This window comes from Peribacillus folii (assembly GCF_030271255.1).
Taxonomy (GTDB): domain Bacteria; phylum Bacillota; class Bacilli; order Bacillales; family DSM-1321; genus Peribacillus.
Genome location: NZ_JASJOM010000001.1, coordinates 401769 through 420439, shown reverse-complemented (window position 1 = coordinate 420439; position 18671 = coordinate 401769). Strand labels below are relative to the sequence as shown.

Genomic DNA, 18671 nt, shown 5'->3' with positions numbered 1-18671 from the left:
GAGGAAAATGAATACGTATAAACTATTGACGCCTGGACCGCTGACAACGACAGATACAGTGAAGCAGGAAATGCTCGTTGACCGCTGTACGTGGGAAAATGATTATAAGGAAATCACCCAAAAAATCAGGAGCCAGCTTCTCGACCTGGCACATGCTGCAAATGGCGAGTATACCTCAGTGCTCATGCAGGGAAGCGGTTCGTTTGTTGTAGAAGCTGTGCTGATGACTGCCGTATCCGAATCCGATAAAGTTCTGATCATAACAAATGGCGCATACGGAAAACGGATGGTGCAAATGGCAGCCTGCATCGGCGTGAATCATCGGGAATATGGCGTTGGCTACAACGAGTTTCCCAAGGAAGCAGACATTCGCAGCCTATTAAGGGAAGATCGGGATATCACGCATATTGCAATGGTGCATTGTGAAACGACGACAGGAATATTGAATCCAATCGAAATGGTTTCCAGGATTTCGAAGGAACAGCAAAAAACCTTGATCATCGATGCCATGAGCAGCTTTGGCGGGGTTGACTTGAAGGTAGCCGAACTTGGAATCGATTATTTGATCAGCAGTGCAAATAAATGCATCCAAGGCGTGCCTGGGTTTGGCTTTGTGATAGCTAAGCTTGATAAGTTGCTGGCTTGCAAGGGTAATGCCCGCAGCTTGTCACTGGATTTGTATGATCAGTGGGAGGAAATGGACAAGGACGGGAAATGGCGTTTCACCTCCCCCACCCATGTAGTGGCCGCGTTTGCCAAAGCGTTGGAGGAGTTGGCTGAAGAAGGGGGCATTCCTGCCAGATCGGCCCGTTATAAAAGTAATAATGAGAGGCTGAGGAAGCTGATGGGGCAATGGGGGATAGATGCCTACATTGAGCCGGATAAACAATCCCCGATCATCACGACATTCCTTTTTCCGACTGAGTCCTTTGATTTCGAAGGCTTCTACAATTTCGTTAAAGCAAGAGGGTACGTCATCTACCCCGGTAAGCTGACTGACATAAATACATTCCGCATCGGCAACATCGGGGAAATCCACGAAGAAGATATCAAGGAGCTTGGCAGGATCATAGAAAAATATATGAAAGTGGTGACAGTATGAATAAGGTAGAAGGAATCATTTTGGATTGGGCTGGGACAGCGGTGGATTTTGGCTGTTTTGCACCTGTGAATGTTTTTGTCGATATTTTCAAGAATGCAGGTATCGATGTGACGATGGAGGAAGCGAGGGCACCGATGGGCATGCTGAAAATCGACCATATCCGTGCGATGCTGGCGATGCCAAGGATAACCGCTTTATGGAAAGAGGCATATGGACGGAATTTCAATGAAGAAGACGTCGAAAAATTGTACGCTGAATTTGAACCGGCACTGATGGTTTCCCTGGCGGATTATACGGATCCGATTCCTGGTGTCATCGAGACGGTGGAGGCATTAAAAAATCGCGGGCTGAAGATTGGTTCGACAACGGGATATACGGATGCCATGATGGAGGTCGTTGTATCCAATGCGCTGAAAAAAGGCTATGGGCCCGATTTCCATGTGACCCCTGATGCTACCCGTTCGATTGGAAGACCTTATCCATACATGATTTATCGTAATGTAGAAGAATTGAAGATAGCGGCATCATGGAAGGCAGTGAAGGTTGGCGATACGGTTGCGGATATGAAAGAGGGAGTCAATGCAGGGGTCTGGTCGGTCGGAGTGATTGTCGGAAGCTCTGAGATGGGATTGAGCTTGGCAGAGTATACCAGCTTGGCGGAACCGGATAAGCAAAAGCGGATTTCCAGAACGGCGGAGACCTTCAAGCAGAATGGAGCCGATTTCACGATTGCCACGATGGAGGAATTACCCGGGCTCATCGATCATATCAATGCTCTTATAGCTGATGGGAAGAGGCCGGGCACGCGCTAATTCTATCAAAGGTGCAGGCATCCGCTTATCCAGCGGAATGACTGCACTTTTTTGCGTTTCATTCCTTCTGCCCAGGCAATCAGCCAGCCTTACAAAACCGTGAAGCAGGCCGGCGATTGATTTTTTAACATTTTGCGCGCTTATTTCATAAATTCGTGTTGTAAAAGTTACGAAAAGGGTGTACGATTAAATGAGAATGATAATCAATAACATTTGATTACCGAGGAGTGAACGGAAATGGAAGAGCAAGATTTATTTGATGTAACAGTTATTGGAGGGGGGCCCGCGGGCCTTTACTCCACTTTTTATAGCGGCTTAAGAGAAATGAAAGCGAAAATCATCGAATTTCAGCCACAGCTAGGCGGGAAAATCCATGTTTATCCGGAGAAAATGATTTGGGATGTAGGCGGGCTGACACCGACTACAGGAGAAAAGTTAATCGAACAGCTAGTGGAGCAAGGCTTAACCTTCAATCCGACGGTCGTGCTGAACGAGAAGGTGGAGTCGATCACACGTAATGAAGAAGGGATCTTCATTTTGCTTACCTCCTCCGGTCAAAAGCATTATTCCAAGACGATCATTGTTGCGGTTGGCGGAGGGATCTTGAATCCTCAAAAGCTTGAAATAGACGGAGCTGAAAGGTTTGAGGTTTCCAATTTGAACTATACCGTCAAATCGTTAAATCGATTCAAGGGTAAAACGGTGATCATTTCCGGCGGCGGAAATTCGGCAATCGATTGGGCAAATGAATTGGAGCCAGTCGCCAAAAAGGTTTATTTGGCCTATAGGAAGGATAGCTTGGCTGGTCATGAATCGCAGGCAAGGCAATTGATGGAAAGCTCAGCCGTTTGCTTATTGAATACGACAATCACCAAGCTGGTTGCATGTGCTGATCATGATTCGATTGAACATGTGGAATTGACCAATCAGGTGACGGGAGAGATTTCTTACCTGCCGATCGATGAGGTCATCATCAATCACGGTTATGAGCGCGATACATCACTGCTGCAAAACAGTAAAGTGGATATTGCCATGGTCGACAATTATTATATCAAGGGTAATGCTTCCAGTGAATCCTCGATAGACGGCATTTATGCGGCAGGTGATATCCTGAATCATGAGGGGAAATTGAACCTAATAGCAGGAACCTTCCAAGATGCGGCAAATGCCGTCAACAAGGCAAAGCAATTTATCCAGCCTGATGCGTATGGGGTCGGAATGGTCTCCTCCCATAATGAGATTTTTAAAAAGCGCAACAAGGAACTGATCAAGCAAATGATGCAACCGGCGGCGGTCTTATAAAAAGGATGGCAGGAAAAGTTTGGCGATACATGACCGTCTACTCTATCGGATAAACACTTTAAAAAGTTTATCTGGTGGGGTACTTTTTTTATTTATACTCTGCATTAAAGTGAAGGTGTGGAATTCTGAATCCCCATAGTTTTGGAGAAACTGTACATCTCAACAGATGCAAAGCCTAAATTCGCGAATAAAAAGCACGAAATTGGCGAGTAAAGTTGTTAATTTGGCGAGTAAAAGTGCAGATTTCGCGAGTAAAGTGGCTAAATTGGCGAGTAACGCTCCGAAATGATGAAAGAAAGCTGCAATTATACGGATAATCCGGACCGAAGTTGAGCGTTAAGCAGGAAATTGACGAGAAACGGCTCCAATGTCATGTGAAATGTGCAATTTTGCATTCGATGCAAAGGCTATATTCACGGATAAACGCACGAAACTCGCGAGTAAAGTGGAAACTCGCGAGTAACTGTACCTTAATTCTAGTGTTATAGTGAATCTTTGATGACCTTCTTGTAATGCAGGACGGAAAGGATCCCGAAGATCGAATACAAAGCGGTGTATAAAACCATGACGATGATCATCGGTGTCCAAACCTCTGTTCCGAATAGGAACCATCCCGATTGAACGGCGAAATAACTATGAAGCAAACCGACGACTAAAGGAATGCCGAAATTGAAAACTTGCTTTGCTTGAATTCCTCTTAGCAAATCACCTTGGGTGAATCCGAGTTTTCGTAAAATCGTATAATTAGGCTTTTCGTTTTCGCTTTCATCCATTTGCTTGAAATAGAGGATACAGCCTGATGTTATCAGGAAGGTCAGTCCCAAAAAGCCGACGATGAACATCATGAGGCCCATATTCTTCTTCTGGTGATCGAAGGTTTCAAGCTGTGATTCCTGGATATGCTCTTCGTTGAATTTCATCTTTTTGAAGGTTTCATTCGCTTCCGGGATTTTTGCGTCATCTTCAATATCGATCCCGTAATGAACGGAAAAGATTTTCTGTATTTTTGGGTCGATATCCTTTTTCAAACGGTTGAATATGGCATCATCCACAATTGCGACGGGCATTCCGCCATCCGTGACATAATAGGGAAGGATGCTCTCATCGTTCAGGCCCATATAGGTTTGCGGTATCACCTCATGTTTGCCCTTCCATTCCACCTTTCCGGAATCCTTCAAGGGCATGACTTTCTCAAGTATGCTGCTGTATCCGCTAAACAGCGTCTCGTCCTTTGCGAGATTGATCCCTTTAACCGATTTTTCACTGATGACGGAAAGAACCATATTGTTCGCATCGAATGTCACCGCACCCAGGTTTTTCTCCAAGATATTCTTTGCGTTGACATTCGTCTGGAGGACTTCGATCTTTTCTTCGTCATAAGCAATGTTACTTGCGGACAAAGCTTGTTTGAATGCCTCGGCATCTTTCTTATCGGTCAAGGAAAAATCGTTAGGTATGGAAGACACGGCCATTTTTTCAGCTGAGTAGTAGGCGATATAGCTTAAGGATAACAATCCGATCGCCAGGGCGGAAACGGTCGTGATGATCGTCAGCAAAATCGCATTCGATTTCATCCGGAACATGATCGATGAGAGGGATAATACTTCATTGATATTCAAATAGCCATTTTTCTTTTTACGAACGATATTAAAAATGAAGCTTACGGATCCTTTATAAAAAAGATAGGTCCCGATGATGACGGATGCCAAAATGAAGATCATCGCCATGAAAAGCTCGGACATTTCCATGAACGCTCCATCGAATAATTTGGAGGAAACAATATAGCCGCTGATGATCAGGATGATGCCGAATATGCCGATGATCATTTCCGCAATTGAAACCTTTTTCACTTTTCCTTCAGTCAATGAGGTCACCCTGAATAGAGATAATATCGTCTGCCTTTTAATGAACGCATAATTCATCAACATGATAAAAAGGTAGATGACGCTAAAGACGATCAAGGTTTGTATAAACGGCAAAAAGGAAAACTGCAGAGTTGCAATCGCTTGGACACCGGTAATCTTGAATAAGATCATGATGATCAATTTGGAAAAGGCAAACCCTATGAAGATTCCCATGAACACGGAACAGAAATATAAAATCAAGTTTTCCGCGCTCAGGATACGGAAGATCCTGTTTTTTGTCATGCCAATCAATTGGAATAAACCAATCTCCTTACTGCGCCTTTTGATGAATATGCTATTGGCATATAAAAGGAATATGGATACGATCGCAACAAGCAAGATCGATGCAGCCCTGATGGATGCCGCTCCTTTTATCGAACCTTCCGCTTTATCCATCGCTGGGTCATATTGCAAGGTGACAAATGCGAAATAAAGCGAGGCGCTGAATACCAATGCGAATACATAGAGGTAATAGTTTTTCAGGTTTTTCTTCAGGTTCCGAAAGATGAGTTGATTAATGCTCATTTTGCACACCGCCCAATACACCTTGTGTTTTCATGATGTCCTTGAAGAAGGTTTGCCTCGTTTCGTCGCCTTTATTCAATTGGGTATAAATTTGTCCATCTTTGATGAAGATGACCCTGCTGCAATAACTGGCTGCCACGGGATCGTGGGTGACCATGATGATCGTCGCATTGTGTTTTTTGTTCATATCGCTCAGTTTGTTCAATAAATCGGAAGCGGATTTTGAATCAAGCGCCCCTGTGGGCTCATCAGCGAAAATGATGCTCGGTTCATGGATGAATGCCCGTGCTGCGGAGGTACGCTGCTTTTGGCCGCCGGAAATTTCATTAGGGTATTTATCCTTCACGTCATGGATGCCAAGCTCCTTTGCCACGGCATCGAACTTTTGAAACGCTTCGCGAGTGGGCGTTTTTGTAATCGACAAAGGCAGGAGAATGTTTTCCTTGACGGTCAACGTGTCCAGTAAATTATATTCTTGGAAGATGAAGCCAAGATGGTTTTTCCTGAATTCGGCGAGCATTTTTTCCTTCATCCCCGAAATTTCTTGTCCATCGATCGAGATGGTGCCGTTGCTGATTTTGTCGATGGAGGAAAGGACATTGAGCAAGGTCGTTTTCCCTGAACCGGATGCCCCCATGATGCTGACGAATTCACCCTCCTCGATGCTTATATCGAGACCCTTCAGTACCTCTTGTTTATTCAACTTATTCCCGTAGCTCTTATGGATTTTTTTCGCTTCTAATATATTCATATCAATACACTCCTTTTTTCTATATCCTCATTATAAAAGTCCATGTATGCTATTTCCTGCGATTGGCCGAACAAAGAATAAAAGCATGTGACACTTTTGTCACATGCTTGTTATATTCACGAAGTCATTCCGCTTCGGGAAGCGTAAGGTCATGGTCGTTCCGGCTCCGGGCTCCGATATCACATCAATGGAGATGAATAGGGAATCGGCCGCCTTCTTGGTTAAAAATAATCCCATGCCTGTTGCCGCACTGTCGCGATGATAGGTCGTCGATGTAAATCCTTTAGCAAAAATGCGGGGTAAATCCTTCGGAGCGATGCCTCGTCCGCCGTCCTTCACTTCAAGCGTAGCTTGATCATCGTACATATAGCTTTTTATTACAATATCGGTGTTTTCACTGTATTTAATCTAGTTCGTCAATAACTGCCTCATGATGAAAGCGAGCCATTTGGCATCACTGAGCACTTCGGTGACATCCAATTGGATGTCAAAGCCGATGCCTTTTTGGATGCACCATGATTGCAAGGTTTTGATTTCATCGAAAATGATCGTTTCCAAGCTGATTTTCTCCATATATAAATCATTTTCTATGAAAGGCATGCGCCTTTGGTGGAGCTGCTGATCGAGAAGCAGGTGAATCCTTAACCACTCATAAGTTAAATGGGACTTGAGCATGCCATCATCCAGCCGGTCGATCATTAAATGCATCGCCGTTAATGGGGTCTTCACTTCATGTATCCAAGTCAATAATTCATCCTTCTCCTGCTCCAGGGTCATTTGGCCCTTTTCGGCTGCTTGCTTCAGTAACTGGGTTTGGTTGATGATGCTGCTTTCGATGATCCTTTCGAAAGGGCTGTCGGCCTCGGCTAGGTTCGATAAGTCCAGGTTGTCTTCCCGCTCTTCCAACTGCTTATAAAAATGGGTTTCTTTTTTATAGCGGAAAAACAAAAAGATACAGAACATGATCAAGGATAAAAAGGCCATGTACATGACGGGCTTTACGGGTATGGCCGAATCAAGATACGCGACAAAGACGATGAATAGATGAAGGACGATAAAGAAGGTGATCCAGCTGAGCCTTTCTGCCAGGTATTTTCCGATCATGCATGTGCCTCTTCAACGGCGATATAGCCCTGGCCGACCTTCGTTTCGATATAAGCCCCTAGCCCTAATTCATCCAATCTTTTACGTAAACGGTTCACATTTACCGTAAGGGTGTTATCGCTTATGAAGCGCTTGTCATCCCATAAGCTGTTGATTAATTCTTCGCGGCTGACAATTTTGTTTTTCTGTTCAATGAGCTTTTTCAAGATGAAGATTTCATTTTTCGTCAGTTCAATTGATCCAGTCTCAGTGGAAATGGTATTGCTCTCATAATCCACTGTTGCCCCGCACCACGTTTTCAGCTCGATTTTTTCGGTATTGTAATTATAGACACGGCGAAGGGTAGCTTGTATCTTGGCGATTAGGACATCGAAATGAAAGGGCTTCTGGATAAAGTCATCCGCACCAAGCTGCATCGACATCACCATATCGGTAGGGTGATCTCGGGACGATAAAAAGATGATCGGAACATTGGAATGGGCCCGGATCAGCCTGCACCAATGGAACCCATCAAACTTCGGCAGCTGGATATCGATGATAACCAAATCAGGCTTAATGTCCGAGAATTCCAGAAAGACTTTACTAAAATCACGGATTCCATGAATATCATAAGACCATTGCGTCAATCTATCTTTCATTTCATTGAATAAGGTCGTATCATCTTCTATTAATAACAATTTGAACATGCGCTTCCCCACACTTTTCCGCTTTTCCTTAGAATTATATAGTAAAACCTCTCAAGGTTCTAGAGGAGCTGGAAATGAGGTAGCGGGAATAAAGGCAATGGACGCTTGTGGGCATGCCAATAATGGACTAAAATGGATAGTAGCGAAGGAAGTGAAGGTATGGCTGGTTTTCCAGATTGCCCTGCATGCAATTCAAACTATGCATATGAAGACGGAAGTGTTTTTGTTTGTCCGGAATGCGCCCATGAGTGGACGGCAGAAGCCGATACAGACCTTGGAGACCAACGGACGGTCACGGACGCAAATGGAAATGCCCTGAATGATGGGGACACCGTTACCGTCATCAAAGACCTGAAAGTGAAGGGGAGCTCGTCTGTCCTGAAAATGGGCACGAAAGTCAAAAGCATCCGTTTGGTCGAAGGAGATCATGATATTGATTGCAAGATCGACGGCTTTGGCGCGATGAAGCTAAAATCCCAATTTGTTAAAAAGGCTTGAATGCCTGCCGGAAAAAAAAGCACGGCCCAATCTTAGCGATGGGACCGTGCTTTTTTCTTATTTAGTCCTTAATAGACTTTGTCACCGTTAAAGATCGAATTCTTAACGACTACGTAATCAACATTTCGGATGGCTTCAAGCTTGTTTCCTCCAGCATAGGAAATCGATGATTGAAGATCTTGCTCCATTTCTTTCAAAGTATCTTCCAAGGATCCTTTGTGCTCGACAAACATCTTTTTGCCTTCCACGTTTTTCTTTTCACCTTTTTGGAATTCGGAAGCCGAACCAAAGTATTCTTTGAAGGCTTTTCCGTCTTTCTCGATCGTTTGCCCTGGAGATTCTTCGTGACCGGCGAATAATGAACCGATCATGACCATGGAAGCCCCGAACCTGACAGATTTGGCTATATCCCCGTTCGTGCGGATGCCGCCGTCGGCAATGATCGGCTTGCTTGCCGCTTTTGCACACCAGCGAAGCGCAGCCAATTGCCAGCCGCCCGTTCCAAACCCGGTTTTGATTTTCGTGATGCATACTTTCCCTGGCCCTATGCCCACCTTAGTTGCATCGGCACCGGCATGTTCCAATTCCCTTACCGCTTCCGGAGTTCCCACATTCCCTGCAATCACAAAGCTTTCAGGCAAGTGTTTCTTTATATGCTGGATCATTTTGATCACGGCGTTGGAATGTCCGTGGGCAATATCGATCGTAATGAATTCGGGTACGATGTTGTCCGCAGCCAATTGCTCGATGAATCCGTATTCTTCTTCTTTAACGCCAACACTAATGGACGCGATTAATTCGCGTGCATGCATATCTTGAATGAAGGTCACGCGCTTTTCAGGTTCAAAGCGATGCATGACATAGAAGTAACCGTTTTCAGCCAAGTACGTGGCAATCTTTTCATCGATGATCGTTTGCATATTGGCAGGAACGACAGGTAACTTGAATGTATGCTTGCCCAATGTAACGGATGTATCACACTCAGAACGGCTATTTACTACACATTTTGCAGGAATTAATTGAATATCTTCATAATCAAATACATTTTCCATGATATGCACCTCTATATACGAATATTTTTATTAATTATTATTAAAATTGTTCGCTCAATAGGTAATGTACATCATTTTTGGCATTAAGTCAAAATTATTAATGGTTTTCTTTGGATTTTATTTTTGAATCAGGGGGATGAGCCGCTAAAATCCATGAGGAAGAGGTGATGTCAGGCACGGAAAAAAGGCCGCCAATAGTGATGGGGGCCTGGCTTCCTAGTGACTGGATCTTTTTTAAAGGAGGAGGGAGTGCTTGATCTCTTGAATCTGCTTGGTATGCCTTTGTTCATGAAGAGACAATAACTCGATCCATTGATCCAAAGAGAGGTCCCCGAACAGGGGATGCTTGGCTTTCTTTTTACTTAGGCTCGTATTATCATCCATCTCATAAAGAACTTGGAATAACCGATCTCTGGATTCAGCCAGTAAATCCATGATGTTCGTTAACGGAAATGGATTCGAAGAAGGTGAAAGGTTAGCAGGGGATGCGAATTTTTTTGTTCGATCGGATACTAGGTAAATGTTTTTTTGAATGATATTGGTGAAATCCCTTTCCCTGATGCCATTGGCGATCACATCGGTAAACACTTGCTCCGTCAGATACAAGTGGTGGCATATCTGGGCGATGCTCCATACGCCAGGTGCCGGACGATGCTCCAGCGCTTTTTCGTCCAAATCCGAAATTTCCCCGATTAACTGGTTTCTTGATTCGAATAATAGATCATACTCGATAAAATTCATGAGAACCCCCTATTGTGACAGCTCAGAAAAAAAGCGCCGCCGTCTTTTTGGTATAGATCGTTTGAGGCTATGGAAAAAAGGGTCGGGTCAATCGTTGACGATGAAAGAAACGGATACTTGCCTGAACTGGGCGATGCGTAATGAAACCAATACCTTCTAGTAAGCTTGCGGAAGGCATGCGGCTGTAAAGCCGGATTTACTTCGGGTCAGGGTGAATGCCCTTACATTTCTATGCAAGTTTCTTTGCTTTATGAATGCAAGGGGAGCTTTGAGGGGAAAATGCTGAACGCTTCATTATATGTAGTTTATCATAAAAATAGGTTTTGTGCCGGCCTCACGCAATCCGGCGCAGGAAGTGCCGATTGCTTTTCATGTTGTTCGTTTCTAGTCATGTCAATCCGAGCATGGGCATATAATAGACCAAATCAACGATTAAATCGTAATAATTATGATTTGCGAGGTGTGAAACATGCTTTTGAAACGATACACGGGCAATTTGCTGATCTTGATCCTCTTGTTTTTGCTGCTAGCATTCTTTTTTCTAGGCGATGTGTTTATTCCAAAAGCAATCGATTTATCTGGGTATCCGCTGCTTCATTCCGTGCTTGTCGTCTTTTTGGGATTGTTTTTAGAATCGATTCCCTTCCTGTTTCTTGGTGCGATTGCGTCTTCTTTCATCCAGTTGTTCATCAGTGAAGAAATCATCCAGCGAATGATCCCAAAAAGCGCGTTCATGGCCATTTTCGCTGCGATAGTAGCAGCACTGATCATTCCAGTGTGCGAATGTGCGATCATCCCGGTCGTAAGGAGGTTGATTCAAAAGGGCGTTCCGGTCCACGCTGGCGTGGTCCTGCTTGTCACGGCCCCGATCTTGAATGTCATCGTCTTTGGTTCGACCTATTATGCGTTCCAGAACAATCCGGCGATTTTGTACGGGAGAATCATCCTCTGTATCCTGACGGCCATTATCGTCGGATTATTCATTTATATCTTCAGCAGGAAGGATGTCGTGAAGGAAGAAAAGCCGGAAGCAGTCCGCGGGCATGTACACGATTTTCCGCCAAGTAAGTGGACAAGCTTCATCGAACATACCTCACAGGAGTTTTTCATGGTCGGGAGGTACTTCATCATCGGAGCTTTGTTTGCCAGTATCTTTCAAGTGCTCATGGACCGGACCCTCTTGGCAGAAATCGGACAGGCCCCGATAAAAGGCACGGCGCTGATGATGGGCATTGCGTTTGTCCTTTCACTCTGCTCTTCGGCAGATGCCTTCGTGGCCGCTTCCTTTTCCCATAGTTTCCTCCCCGGCTCGATCCTTGGCTTCCTTGTCTTCGGGCCGATGCTTGATCTGAAAAACGTCCTGATCATGCTGTCTTGTTTTAAACGGAGCTTCGTCTTTACCTATGTTTTGCTTGTTTTCGCCGTCGTCTTCAGTCTATGCCTCATCGCAGGTGGCTTGATCAGTAAGGGAGGGCTTTGATGAAAACGTATTTCATCCAAAAACTTGAAGGGTTGCTGCTGCTGGGATTGGGAATGATGATTTTTAAATTGTATGTGTCGGGTCACTTAACGAATTTGATCGCACCAAAGATGGTACCATATGCATTGGCGGCACTTTTTGCTTTTTTTGTGATCAGTCTTCTTCGGCTGAAAAAACGAAAACAGGGCGGAAATCATTGTGAGTGCCATTCGCATGGAAAATCTTCATCACCCGCCTTAGCCTTGAAATATAGTTTGTTCTTCATCCCGATCCTTCTCGGCTTCATCTTGACGGATTTCACATTAAGCGGGGAAGTGCTCGCAAAAAGGGGCATGGCCCAGCAGCAATCACAGAAGCAAAGCCCGAATGATGCAGCAGGAAAGCATGTGAATCAAGCGAAAATTACGGTTACGGATGATAATTATTTTGAAGTGCTTGATGACCTCCTGAACAACCTCGATACGATTGAAGGAAAGGAAATTGAGCTTTCGGGGTTTATATATCGCGAGGATGGGTTTACAAGCAAACAAGTGGCGATCTCCCGTCTGTCCATGTCCTGCTGTGTCGTCGATGCGACGCTGTATGGATATATGGTCAACGGACATGTAAAAGGCATGAAGACGAATGATTGGTACACTATTACTGGTACATTGAAAAAAGGAACCTATAAAGGGGAAACGGTTCCAGTGCTTGATTTAAAGGCTGCGAAGAAAATAAAGGCACCGAAAGAAGTCTATTTATATGAGAATGTGCAAATCATTCAATAGAGTAAAACCCGGCAAAAAACTGCTTTTGCCGGGTTTTACTTGTGCTAATGATCATTTTGCTTGAACGAAGACTCCCTTTTCATGCGAGAAGGCCTTGAAGCCATATATGCCATGATATGACCCGATCCCGCTCGTATTCACACCGCCGAATGGCAGGTTATAATCCGTGAAATGTACGACTACGTCATTGACAGAAGCGTTACCGGAGGTGGTGTGATTCAGGACTTTATCGATGACCTCCTGCTTAGAGCTAAAAACATATAATGCCAAAGGCTTATCACATTCGTTAATGGAATCGATGACTTCATCCATGTCGTCATAGTTCAACAACGGGAGGATCGGTGCGAAAATTTCCTCCTGCATGATCTTCATGTTTCGAGTTACATTCTTCAACACAGTCGGTGATATGGTTCGGTCGCTTAGGTCGAACTGTCCGCCGAAGACGACTTCAGCACCTTGTTCGATTGCATCATCAAATAGAAGCTTGACCCGGTGGAAATTCCGCTCGTTCACGATTTGCGTGAAGTTATTCCTATCGGCCGTTCCGTCTTCCTTAAGGAACCCAGCTTGTACGATGGCTTGCAAATGGCCGGTGAATTCCGCTAGCTGGCCATGCTTGATGAAAAGATAATCAGGCGCAATGCAAGTTTGGCCGGCATTGACGAATTTGCCGACTGCTATTTTTTTTGCGGCATCCAGCAAATCATAGCCTTCATCGATGATGGTCGGGCTTTTTCCGCCAAGCTCAAGTGTTACGGATGATAAATGCTTCGCTGCCGCCGTCATGACGATTTTGCCGACATTCGTGCTGCCTGTAAAGAAGATATGATCAAATGGCTGATCAAGGAGCTCCGTCGCCACATCCACATCGCCCTCGAAGATTGCCACTTCTTTTTCATCGAAGGCCTCGCGGATGATTTTCGCTGCGATATTGCTCGTTTTCATCGTGAAATCGGACAGCTTGACGACTGCACAGTTACCAGCTGCAATCGCGGCAGCAAGCGGGGCCATCGTAAGCATGAAAGGGTAATTCCAAGGTCCCAGCACTAAACACGTTCCTTTTGCTTCATACATCAAATACCCTTTAGCATCAGCGCTCAAGGAAGAGCCCACTTCTTTAGGGGCCATCCACTCATCAAGGTTATTGATATTATCTTGGATCGATTTGATCGTTCCAAGGATTTCTGCTCGCTTTACTTCATGATAGGGCTTGCGGACATCTTGGCGCACCGCCTCGATAATTTCCTCCTCATGGGCGGCCACCACCTCCAAAAATCGGTTCAATTTCGCCTTTCTCTGTTCAGCGGTCGTTGAACGCATCACTCTTTGGTGTTTCTTTTGCAATTGGAATACTCGATTTATCTCATTTTTCATTTCAATATCCATGCCGTTTTGTTTCCCCCTTAAAGTGAAATTTGCTTTATTCATCTCTCGAAATTATTATAGTTTTTAAGATCACCTAAATAAAGACAGAGACAGGGAAAGTGTACGTTATCGTATAAATCACTGGAAACTGTACAAATTCTGAACATGCCAGGAGGTCCTTTTGTGCCAGATGATCATGAAAGCCTTGCAAATGAACCAACACCTTCAAAAATAAAGGAGGCATTGCTGAGCCTTCTTATGGTAAAGGACATCCGCCATATAACGAGCAAGGAAATAGCCGCGCTAGCAAACGTCAGCAGGGGGGCCCTGTATTTCTACTATGAAGATAAATTCGCCATTTTCGAGGAAATAGTCCAAGAGCAAAAGGAAGGATTGCAGAATGCCATTTTCGATTCCCTGAAGGACCTGGATCATATCGACCTTCGGGAAATGAACTTGAAGGTCCTTCCTGCGTTATCATACGTGGCCAAGCATACGCCCTTCTTTTTAACCATGATGGATCGGAATAAGATGCCTTATGTCAATTTTCATGCGTTTTTCTTTGAAGTATTCAATAGGGAAATCATGCTGACCCCGATGAAGGAAAACGTATCGGAGAGCTTAAAGGACCTGTATGTGCATTACCGGGCCCTCTACACCTATGCGATCATCTTGTACTGGTTTAAAGAAGGGATGGAACCTACCCCAGAGAAAATCAGCCGGCAATTTTGGGATTTGGTCAGCCAGAAGAGATATTATTGGATTTTCGGAGTTCCCGTTTTGCCGGAAGAAAAGGAAGCGCGCATCGATCGGCGTGTAATCAGGACTAGGCAAGCGCTGCAGGAGGCGATGATCCAATTGATCATCGAAAAAAAAGATTATTCAGCGGTGACGATATCCGATATTACACGCAGAAGTGATATGCGCCGTGCGACCTTTTATGACCATTATTCCGGTAAAGCGGACTTGCTTAAAGCGATCACCCATCAGTTCTGTACGGATATCATCGCGATTTTAACGCTTGAAGGAAGTACCGAGGAGGTGACCATGAAGCAATCGGAAGCCATTCTCGTTCAATTGTTCGCTTATCTTTCGGAACACACTTCCATCGTCCATTTCATCAGCGGAAATTACGGGATTCCCGATCCAATTCCGGAAATCCTCAATAGGTTGAGCCAGTTTTTCTTGAAGCAGCGCATAAACATCCATGCAGGCAAGCAAATGTATGCGTACTATGTATCCGGGCTATTGGTGGGCCTTATCTTATACAGGCTTCATGAAGGAAAAGAATTCACCCCGCAGTTCCTGGCCCAGGAATTCATTCAGTTCCTTGATCTGAAGAAATATAAAATCAATTTGCTTTAATGGGGCCATCCAAGTTCATCGTTTAGCCGAAAGCACGTGCTTCACCCAGCAGGACGACTTCCGTCCTTAGGTGAAATTGTCAATGCGCTTGATTCCATAGAAGCAAGGCGATCCCGGAACCATGACAACCGTGGCAGGCTTGCGGACAGCCAGTAATGTGGCAATCCAGCTGTTAACCAGTATGAATAAGGCGGAAATGGTGACATTTGTTCCAAGTGAACGGAACATAGTATAATGGGTGTAGTATAGATAAGATGGTAAGGGGGATAAAGAATGTCTTCGGGTAATCGGAACAATCAAATTGGACCGCCACGCTTTGCCATCGCCATCCACTCCCTGGTTTGGCTCGCACAAAGCGAAAAGCTCCTGACAAGTTCGAGTATCGCCTCAAAGGTGAAATCACATGCTACTTTTTTAAGAAGGGTGATGGCACAGCTTGCAGCTGAGGGTATCGTCGAAACGAAGGAAGGCCGTGATGGAGGATATAGCTTGAAGGTACCTGCATCACAGCTCACTTTAGCGGATGTGTATCAAGCGGTACGGCCGGAATGCCTGGTTTGTATGGAAACGAGTGAATGCGGTGAGGTCGGGAAGCAGCTGGATTCTGCTTTGGAGGAAGTCATGAATGAAGCGGAAAAGGAGACCCTGCGTCTATTGAAGGGATATACGTTAGAAGACTTCATGAAAAAAATCGACTTCACCTCATTCGAAGAAGAGTGTCTAGGGTAATATCCTTGCAAGAGGATACCCTTGATTATATAATGTGCTTAAAGTGATTGCATTTAATGCGAGGAGGAATTTACATGAAGGTGGAAATTTGGTCGGATTATCAATGTCCGTTCTGTTATATAGGGAAGCATCGATTCGAAGAAGCTTTGAAGCAATTTGAGAATAAAGAGCAGGTGGAGGTGGCATTCCGCAGCTTCGAACTGAATCCTGAGGCAGAACGGGACATCAATATGACCCAACAGGAAATGCTCATGAAGAAATATGGCATGTCGCAAGCCGATGTGGAAGCAAGCAGCCAAAACCTGACACAGCAGGCAAAGGAATTGGGACTTGATTATCATCTGGACAACATCGTCTTGACGAATTCATTCGATGCCCACCGTCTGATGTATCTTGCCCAATCGAAAGGTAAGGAAAATGAAATGAACGAGCGCCTGTTCAAAGCATACTTTACGGAAGGTAAGCATATTGGCGACCATGCAACACTGGCCACATTGGCACAAGAGGCTGGCATTGATAAGTCTGAAGCGGAAGCTGTTCTTTCAGGGACAGCATTCACAGCAGAAGTAAGGGGCGATGAGCAGGAAGGGAGCCAGCTTGGCATAACCGGAGTTCCTTTCTTTGTGATCAACCGCAAGTATGGTATATCCGGGGCACAGCCCATCGAAGCATTCCTCGATACACTGAAAAAGGTATGGGCCGAGGAAAACCCGCTGCAAATGGTGAATGATCCGGCCACTGGCGAAGCATGTGCGGACGGCTCTTGCAAGGTGCCGGAAAAATAATTCGGCCATGAAGCACAAGATGTAAAAAAGGCTGCCTCCAAGATGAACGAATCATCTTGGAGGCAGCCTTTTTCAAAGCGGTGAATCATTTATTCGGTTGCACTAAAAAATGAGCGATAAAATGAATGTCCAAATGCATACGAAGGCCAATAAACCAAAGCTATATTTCAATGTCATCTTCGTTAAAGCGGATTCTTGTCCGGTTTCGCCGACGGCTGCCGTCGCTATTGCAATCGATTGCGGGGAAACGAGCTTTGCCATGACGCCGCCAGCCGTGTTTGCGGAAACCAGTAATGATGGGTTTGTCCCGATGATATGGCCTGCAGTTGCTTGGATGGGAGCGAACAACGTATTGTTATTCACTACAGATCCAGTCATGAACACGCCGATCCAGCCCAATAGCGGTGATAAGAGCGGGAAGATATGACCAGTGGTCGCAACCGCTTCGCCTAAAACGTTCGTTAATCCGCCATATGACATCAATTTGGCTATCCCGATGATTGCACAGATCATGATGATTGGAATCCGAAACTCCGAAATCGTTTTTTTCAGGAGAGAAAGCCCTTCACCTGCAGTAATGGCTTTCGTCGTAGCGATGGTCGTTAACGAAGCCAGTAAGATTGCCGTACCCGTTGCACCGATCAAATCAATGGCAATCGCAATCGATGATCCCGGAATCGTAAATTTCAGGACAGCCGATTCAAGGACGCCTCCTTGAGAAAACAGTCCTTTAAAGGCAGGAAAGCTCCAAATCAAAACGAATAGCGTCAATAGATAGAATGGAGACCATGCCCTGACGATATCCCCCAATGAATGTTTTTCAATTTCGAGCTCCTTGCCGTTGAGTAAAAATAGCTGTTTAGGCTGCCACTTATTAAGAAATAGCGCCAGTATACCCATTGTCAATAGGGATGGAATGATGTCAGCCAACTCCGGACCGACAAAAACGGTCATGATTGCCTGGGATAGCGTATAAGTGATCGATGTCACTAATAGGGCCGGCAATACTTCCTTAATCCCTTTAATTCCATCCATTAGCCATATTAACAAAAACGGAATTGTAAAGTTAATGAGTGGAAGTGTCAAGGCCGTCATCATCGACACTTCCATCGAGGACACATTTTCCAGGCCGAATGTATCGATGATGCCAACCGGTATCCCGATTGCCCCGAATGCTCCCGAAGCCCCATTCGCTATTAGGCAGAGCATCGCTGCCTGCAAAGGTTTGAATCCCAATGAAACTAATAGGACGGCACAGATTGCGATCGGTACACCAAAACCTGCTGCCCCTTCGAGAAAAGCATTAAAGCAAAAACCAATAAGCAAAAGCTGAAGGCGTTGGTCTTGTGATATTCCTGCAATGCTGCCGCGCAGCACCTCGAATTTTCCTGATTTAACGGAGATTTTATATAACCATACCGCCATCACGATGATATAACCGATTGGCCATATCCCTTGGAACGTACCTTGAACCACACTTCCGATTGCTTCTCCCAAAGGTAGCTTAAAGAGGAAGAGGACGATAAGGAAGGTAATGAATAAGTTTAGTAGGGCTGCGTGAATTCCTTTCATCTTGAAAATCGTCAAGCATAATAGAAATAATAGGATCGGAATGGCTGCAACCACTGCTGAAATGGCAAGATGATTAAACGGGTTGTATGTTTCTACTAACATAATCACAGCTCCCTCAGTTAGAAATTCTG

General features: G+C 44.9%; 16 protein-coding genes and 1 pseudogene. 9 read left to right on the top strand and 8 right to left on the bottom strand.

The genetic code is table 11. The annotated features are described in order from the left end of the window. The first annotated feature begins 7 nt into the window (after positions 1-7). The 3 genes from phnW to QNI08_RS02005 all read left to right on the top strand — a co-directional run bounded on the left by phnW (position 8) and on the right by QNI08_RS02005 (position 3216). Positions 8-1102, top strand: a complete 1095-nt coding sequence (gene phnW, locus QNI08_RS02015; protein WP_285765749.1) for a 2-aminoethylphosphonate--pyruvate transaminase — start codon at positions 8-10, stop codon at positions 1100-1102. After that, positions 1099-1914: a phosphonoacetaldehyde hydrolase gene (phnX, locus tag QNI08_RS02010; protein ID WP_285765748.1), complete on the top strand. Its 816-nt coding sequence runs from the start codon at positions 1099-1101 to the stop codon at positions 1912-1914. Before phnW ends, phnX begins: the two co-directional genes overlap by 4 nt. Before the next feature lie 237 nt (positions 1915-2151). Further along, entirely contained in the window at positions 2152-3216 is a 1065-nt protein-coding gene (locus QNI08_RS02005) for an NAD(P)/FAD-dependent oxidoreductase (RefSeq protein WP_285765747.1), read from the top strand. Positions 3217-3698: 482 nt separating this feature from the next. Here the strand turns inward: QNI08_RS02005 and QNI08_RS02000 are convergent, their stop codons facing one another. The 4 genes and pseudogenes from QNI08_RS02000 to QNI08_RS01985 form a co-directional block, all read right to left on the bottom strand. Then, a complete protein-coding gene (locus QNI08_RS02000; protein ID WP_285765746.1) occupies positions 3699-5645 on the bottom strand; it encodes an ABC transporter permease in 1947 nt (648 codons plus the stop codon). After that, a complete protein-coding gene (locus QNI08_RS01995) occupies positions 5635-6396 on the bottom strand; it encodes an ABC transporter ATP-binding protein (protein WP_285765745.1) in 762 nt (253 codons plus the stop codon). Before QNI08_RS01995 ends, QNI08_RS02000 begins: the two co-directional genes overlap by 11 nt. A 99-nt stretch (positions 6397-6495) precedes the next feature. Then, positions 6496-7500, bottom strand: a pseudogene (locus QNI08_RS01990) (sensor histidine kinase). Further along, on the bottom strand, positions 7497-8186 hold the full coding sequence (locus tag QNI08_RS01985; protein WP_285765744.1) for a response regulator transcription factor: 690 nt from the start codon (positions 8184-8186) through the stop codon (positions 7497-7499). The pseudogene QNI08_RS01990 and the gene QNI08_RS01985 overlap by 4 nt, the downstream one beginning before the upstream one ends. A gap of 159 nt (positions 8187-8345) precedes the next feature. Here QNI08_RS01985 and QNI08_RS01980 point away from each other — a divergent pair, with 159 nt between their 5' ends. Then, positions 8346-8684 (top strand): zinc ribbon domain-containing protein YjdM, encoded by a 339-nt coding sequence (locus tag QNI08_RS01980; protein ID WP_285765743.1) that lies wholly within the window; start codon positions 8346-8348, stop codon positions 8682-8684. A 68-nt stretch (positions 8685-8752) separates the two neighbouring features. On the opposite strand, the gene guaC is transcribed toward QNI08_RS01980, so the two are convergent. Both guaC and QNI08_RS01970 read right to left on the bottom strand, forming a co-directional pair. Then, complete coding sequence (gene guaC, locus QNI08_RS01975) at positions 8753-9736, bottom strand: GMP reductase (protein ID WP_285765742.1); 984 nt, start codon at positions 9734-9736, stop codon at positions 8753-8755. A gap of 234 nt (positions 9737-9970) precedes the next feature. After that, positions 9971-10477, bottom strand: coding sequence for a DinB family protein (locus QNI08_RS01970; RefSeq protein ID WP_285765741.1), 507 nt, complete (start codon positions 10475-10477; stop codon positions 9971-9973). 469 nt (positions 10478-10946) lie between these two features. Between QNI08_RS01970 and QNI08_RS01965 the strand changes: the two genes are divergently transcribed. After that, on the top strand, positions 10947-11957 hold the full coding sequence (locus QNI08_RS01965; RefSeq protein ID WP_285765740.1) for a permease: 1011 nt from the start codon (positions 10947-10949) through the stop codon (positions 11955-11957). Then, on the top strand, positions 11957-12724 hold the full coding sequence (locus QNI08_RS01960) for a TIGR03943 family putative permease subunit (protein ID WP_285765739.1): 768 nt from the start codon (positions 11957-11959) through the stop codon (positions 12722-12724). The genes QNI08_RS01965 and QNI08_RS01960 overlap by 1 nt, the downstream gene beginning before the upstream one ends. Positions 12725-12775: 51 nt before the next feature. Here QNI08_RS01960 and QNI08_RS01955 read toward each other — a convergent pair whose 3' ends face one another. After that, positions 12776-14110, bottom strand: a complete 1335-nt coding sequence (locus QNI08_RS01955) for an aldehyde dehydrogenase family protein (RefSeq protein WP_285765738.1) — start codon at positions 14108-14110, stop codon at positions 12776-12778. Positions 14111-14347: 237 nt separating this feature from the next. Here QNI08_RS01955 and QNI08_RS01950 point away from each other — a divergent pair, with 237 nt between their 5' ends. From QNI08_RS01950 to QNI08_RS01940, 3 genes are all read left to right on the top strand, one after another. After that, entirely contained in the window at positions 14348-15454 is a 1107-nt protein-coding gene (locus QNI08_RS01950; protein WP_285765878.1) for a TetR/AcrR family transcriptional regulator, read from the top strand. A 273-nt stretch (positions 15455-15727) separates the two neighbouring features. Further along, entirely contained in the window at positions 15728-16183 is a 456-nt protein-coding gene (locus QNI08_RS01945) for an RrF2 family transcriptional regulator (protein WP_285765737.1), read from the top strand. Positions 16184-16257: 74 nt separating this feature from the next. Next, entirely contained in the window at positions 16258-16968 is a 711-nt protein-coding gene (locus tag QNI08_RS01940) for a DsbA family oxidoreductase (RefSeq protein WP_285765736.1), read from the top strand. Positions 16969-17070: 102 nt separating this feature from the next. Here QNI08_RS01940 and QNI08_RS01935 read toward each other — a convergent pair whose 3' ends face one another. Beyond that, entirely contained in the window at positions 17071-18642 is a 1572-nt protein-coding gene (locus QNI08_RS01935) for an L-lactate permease (protein WP_285765735.1), read from the bottom strand. Between the last annotated feature and the right edge of the window lie 29 nt (positions 18643-18671).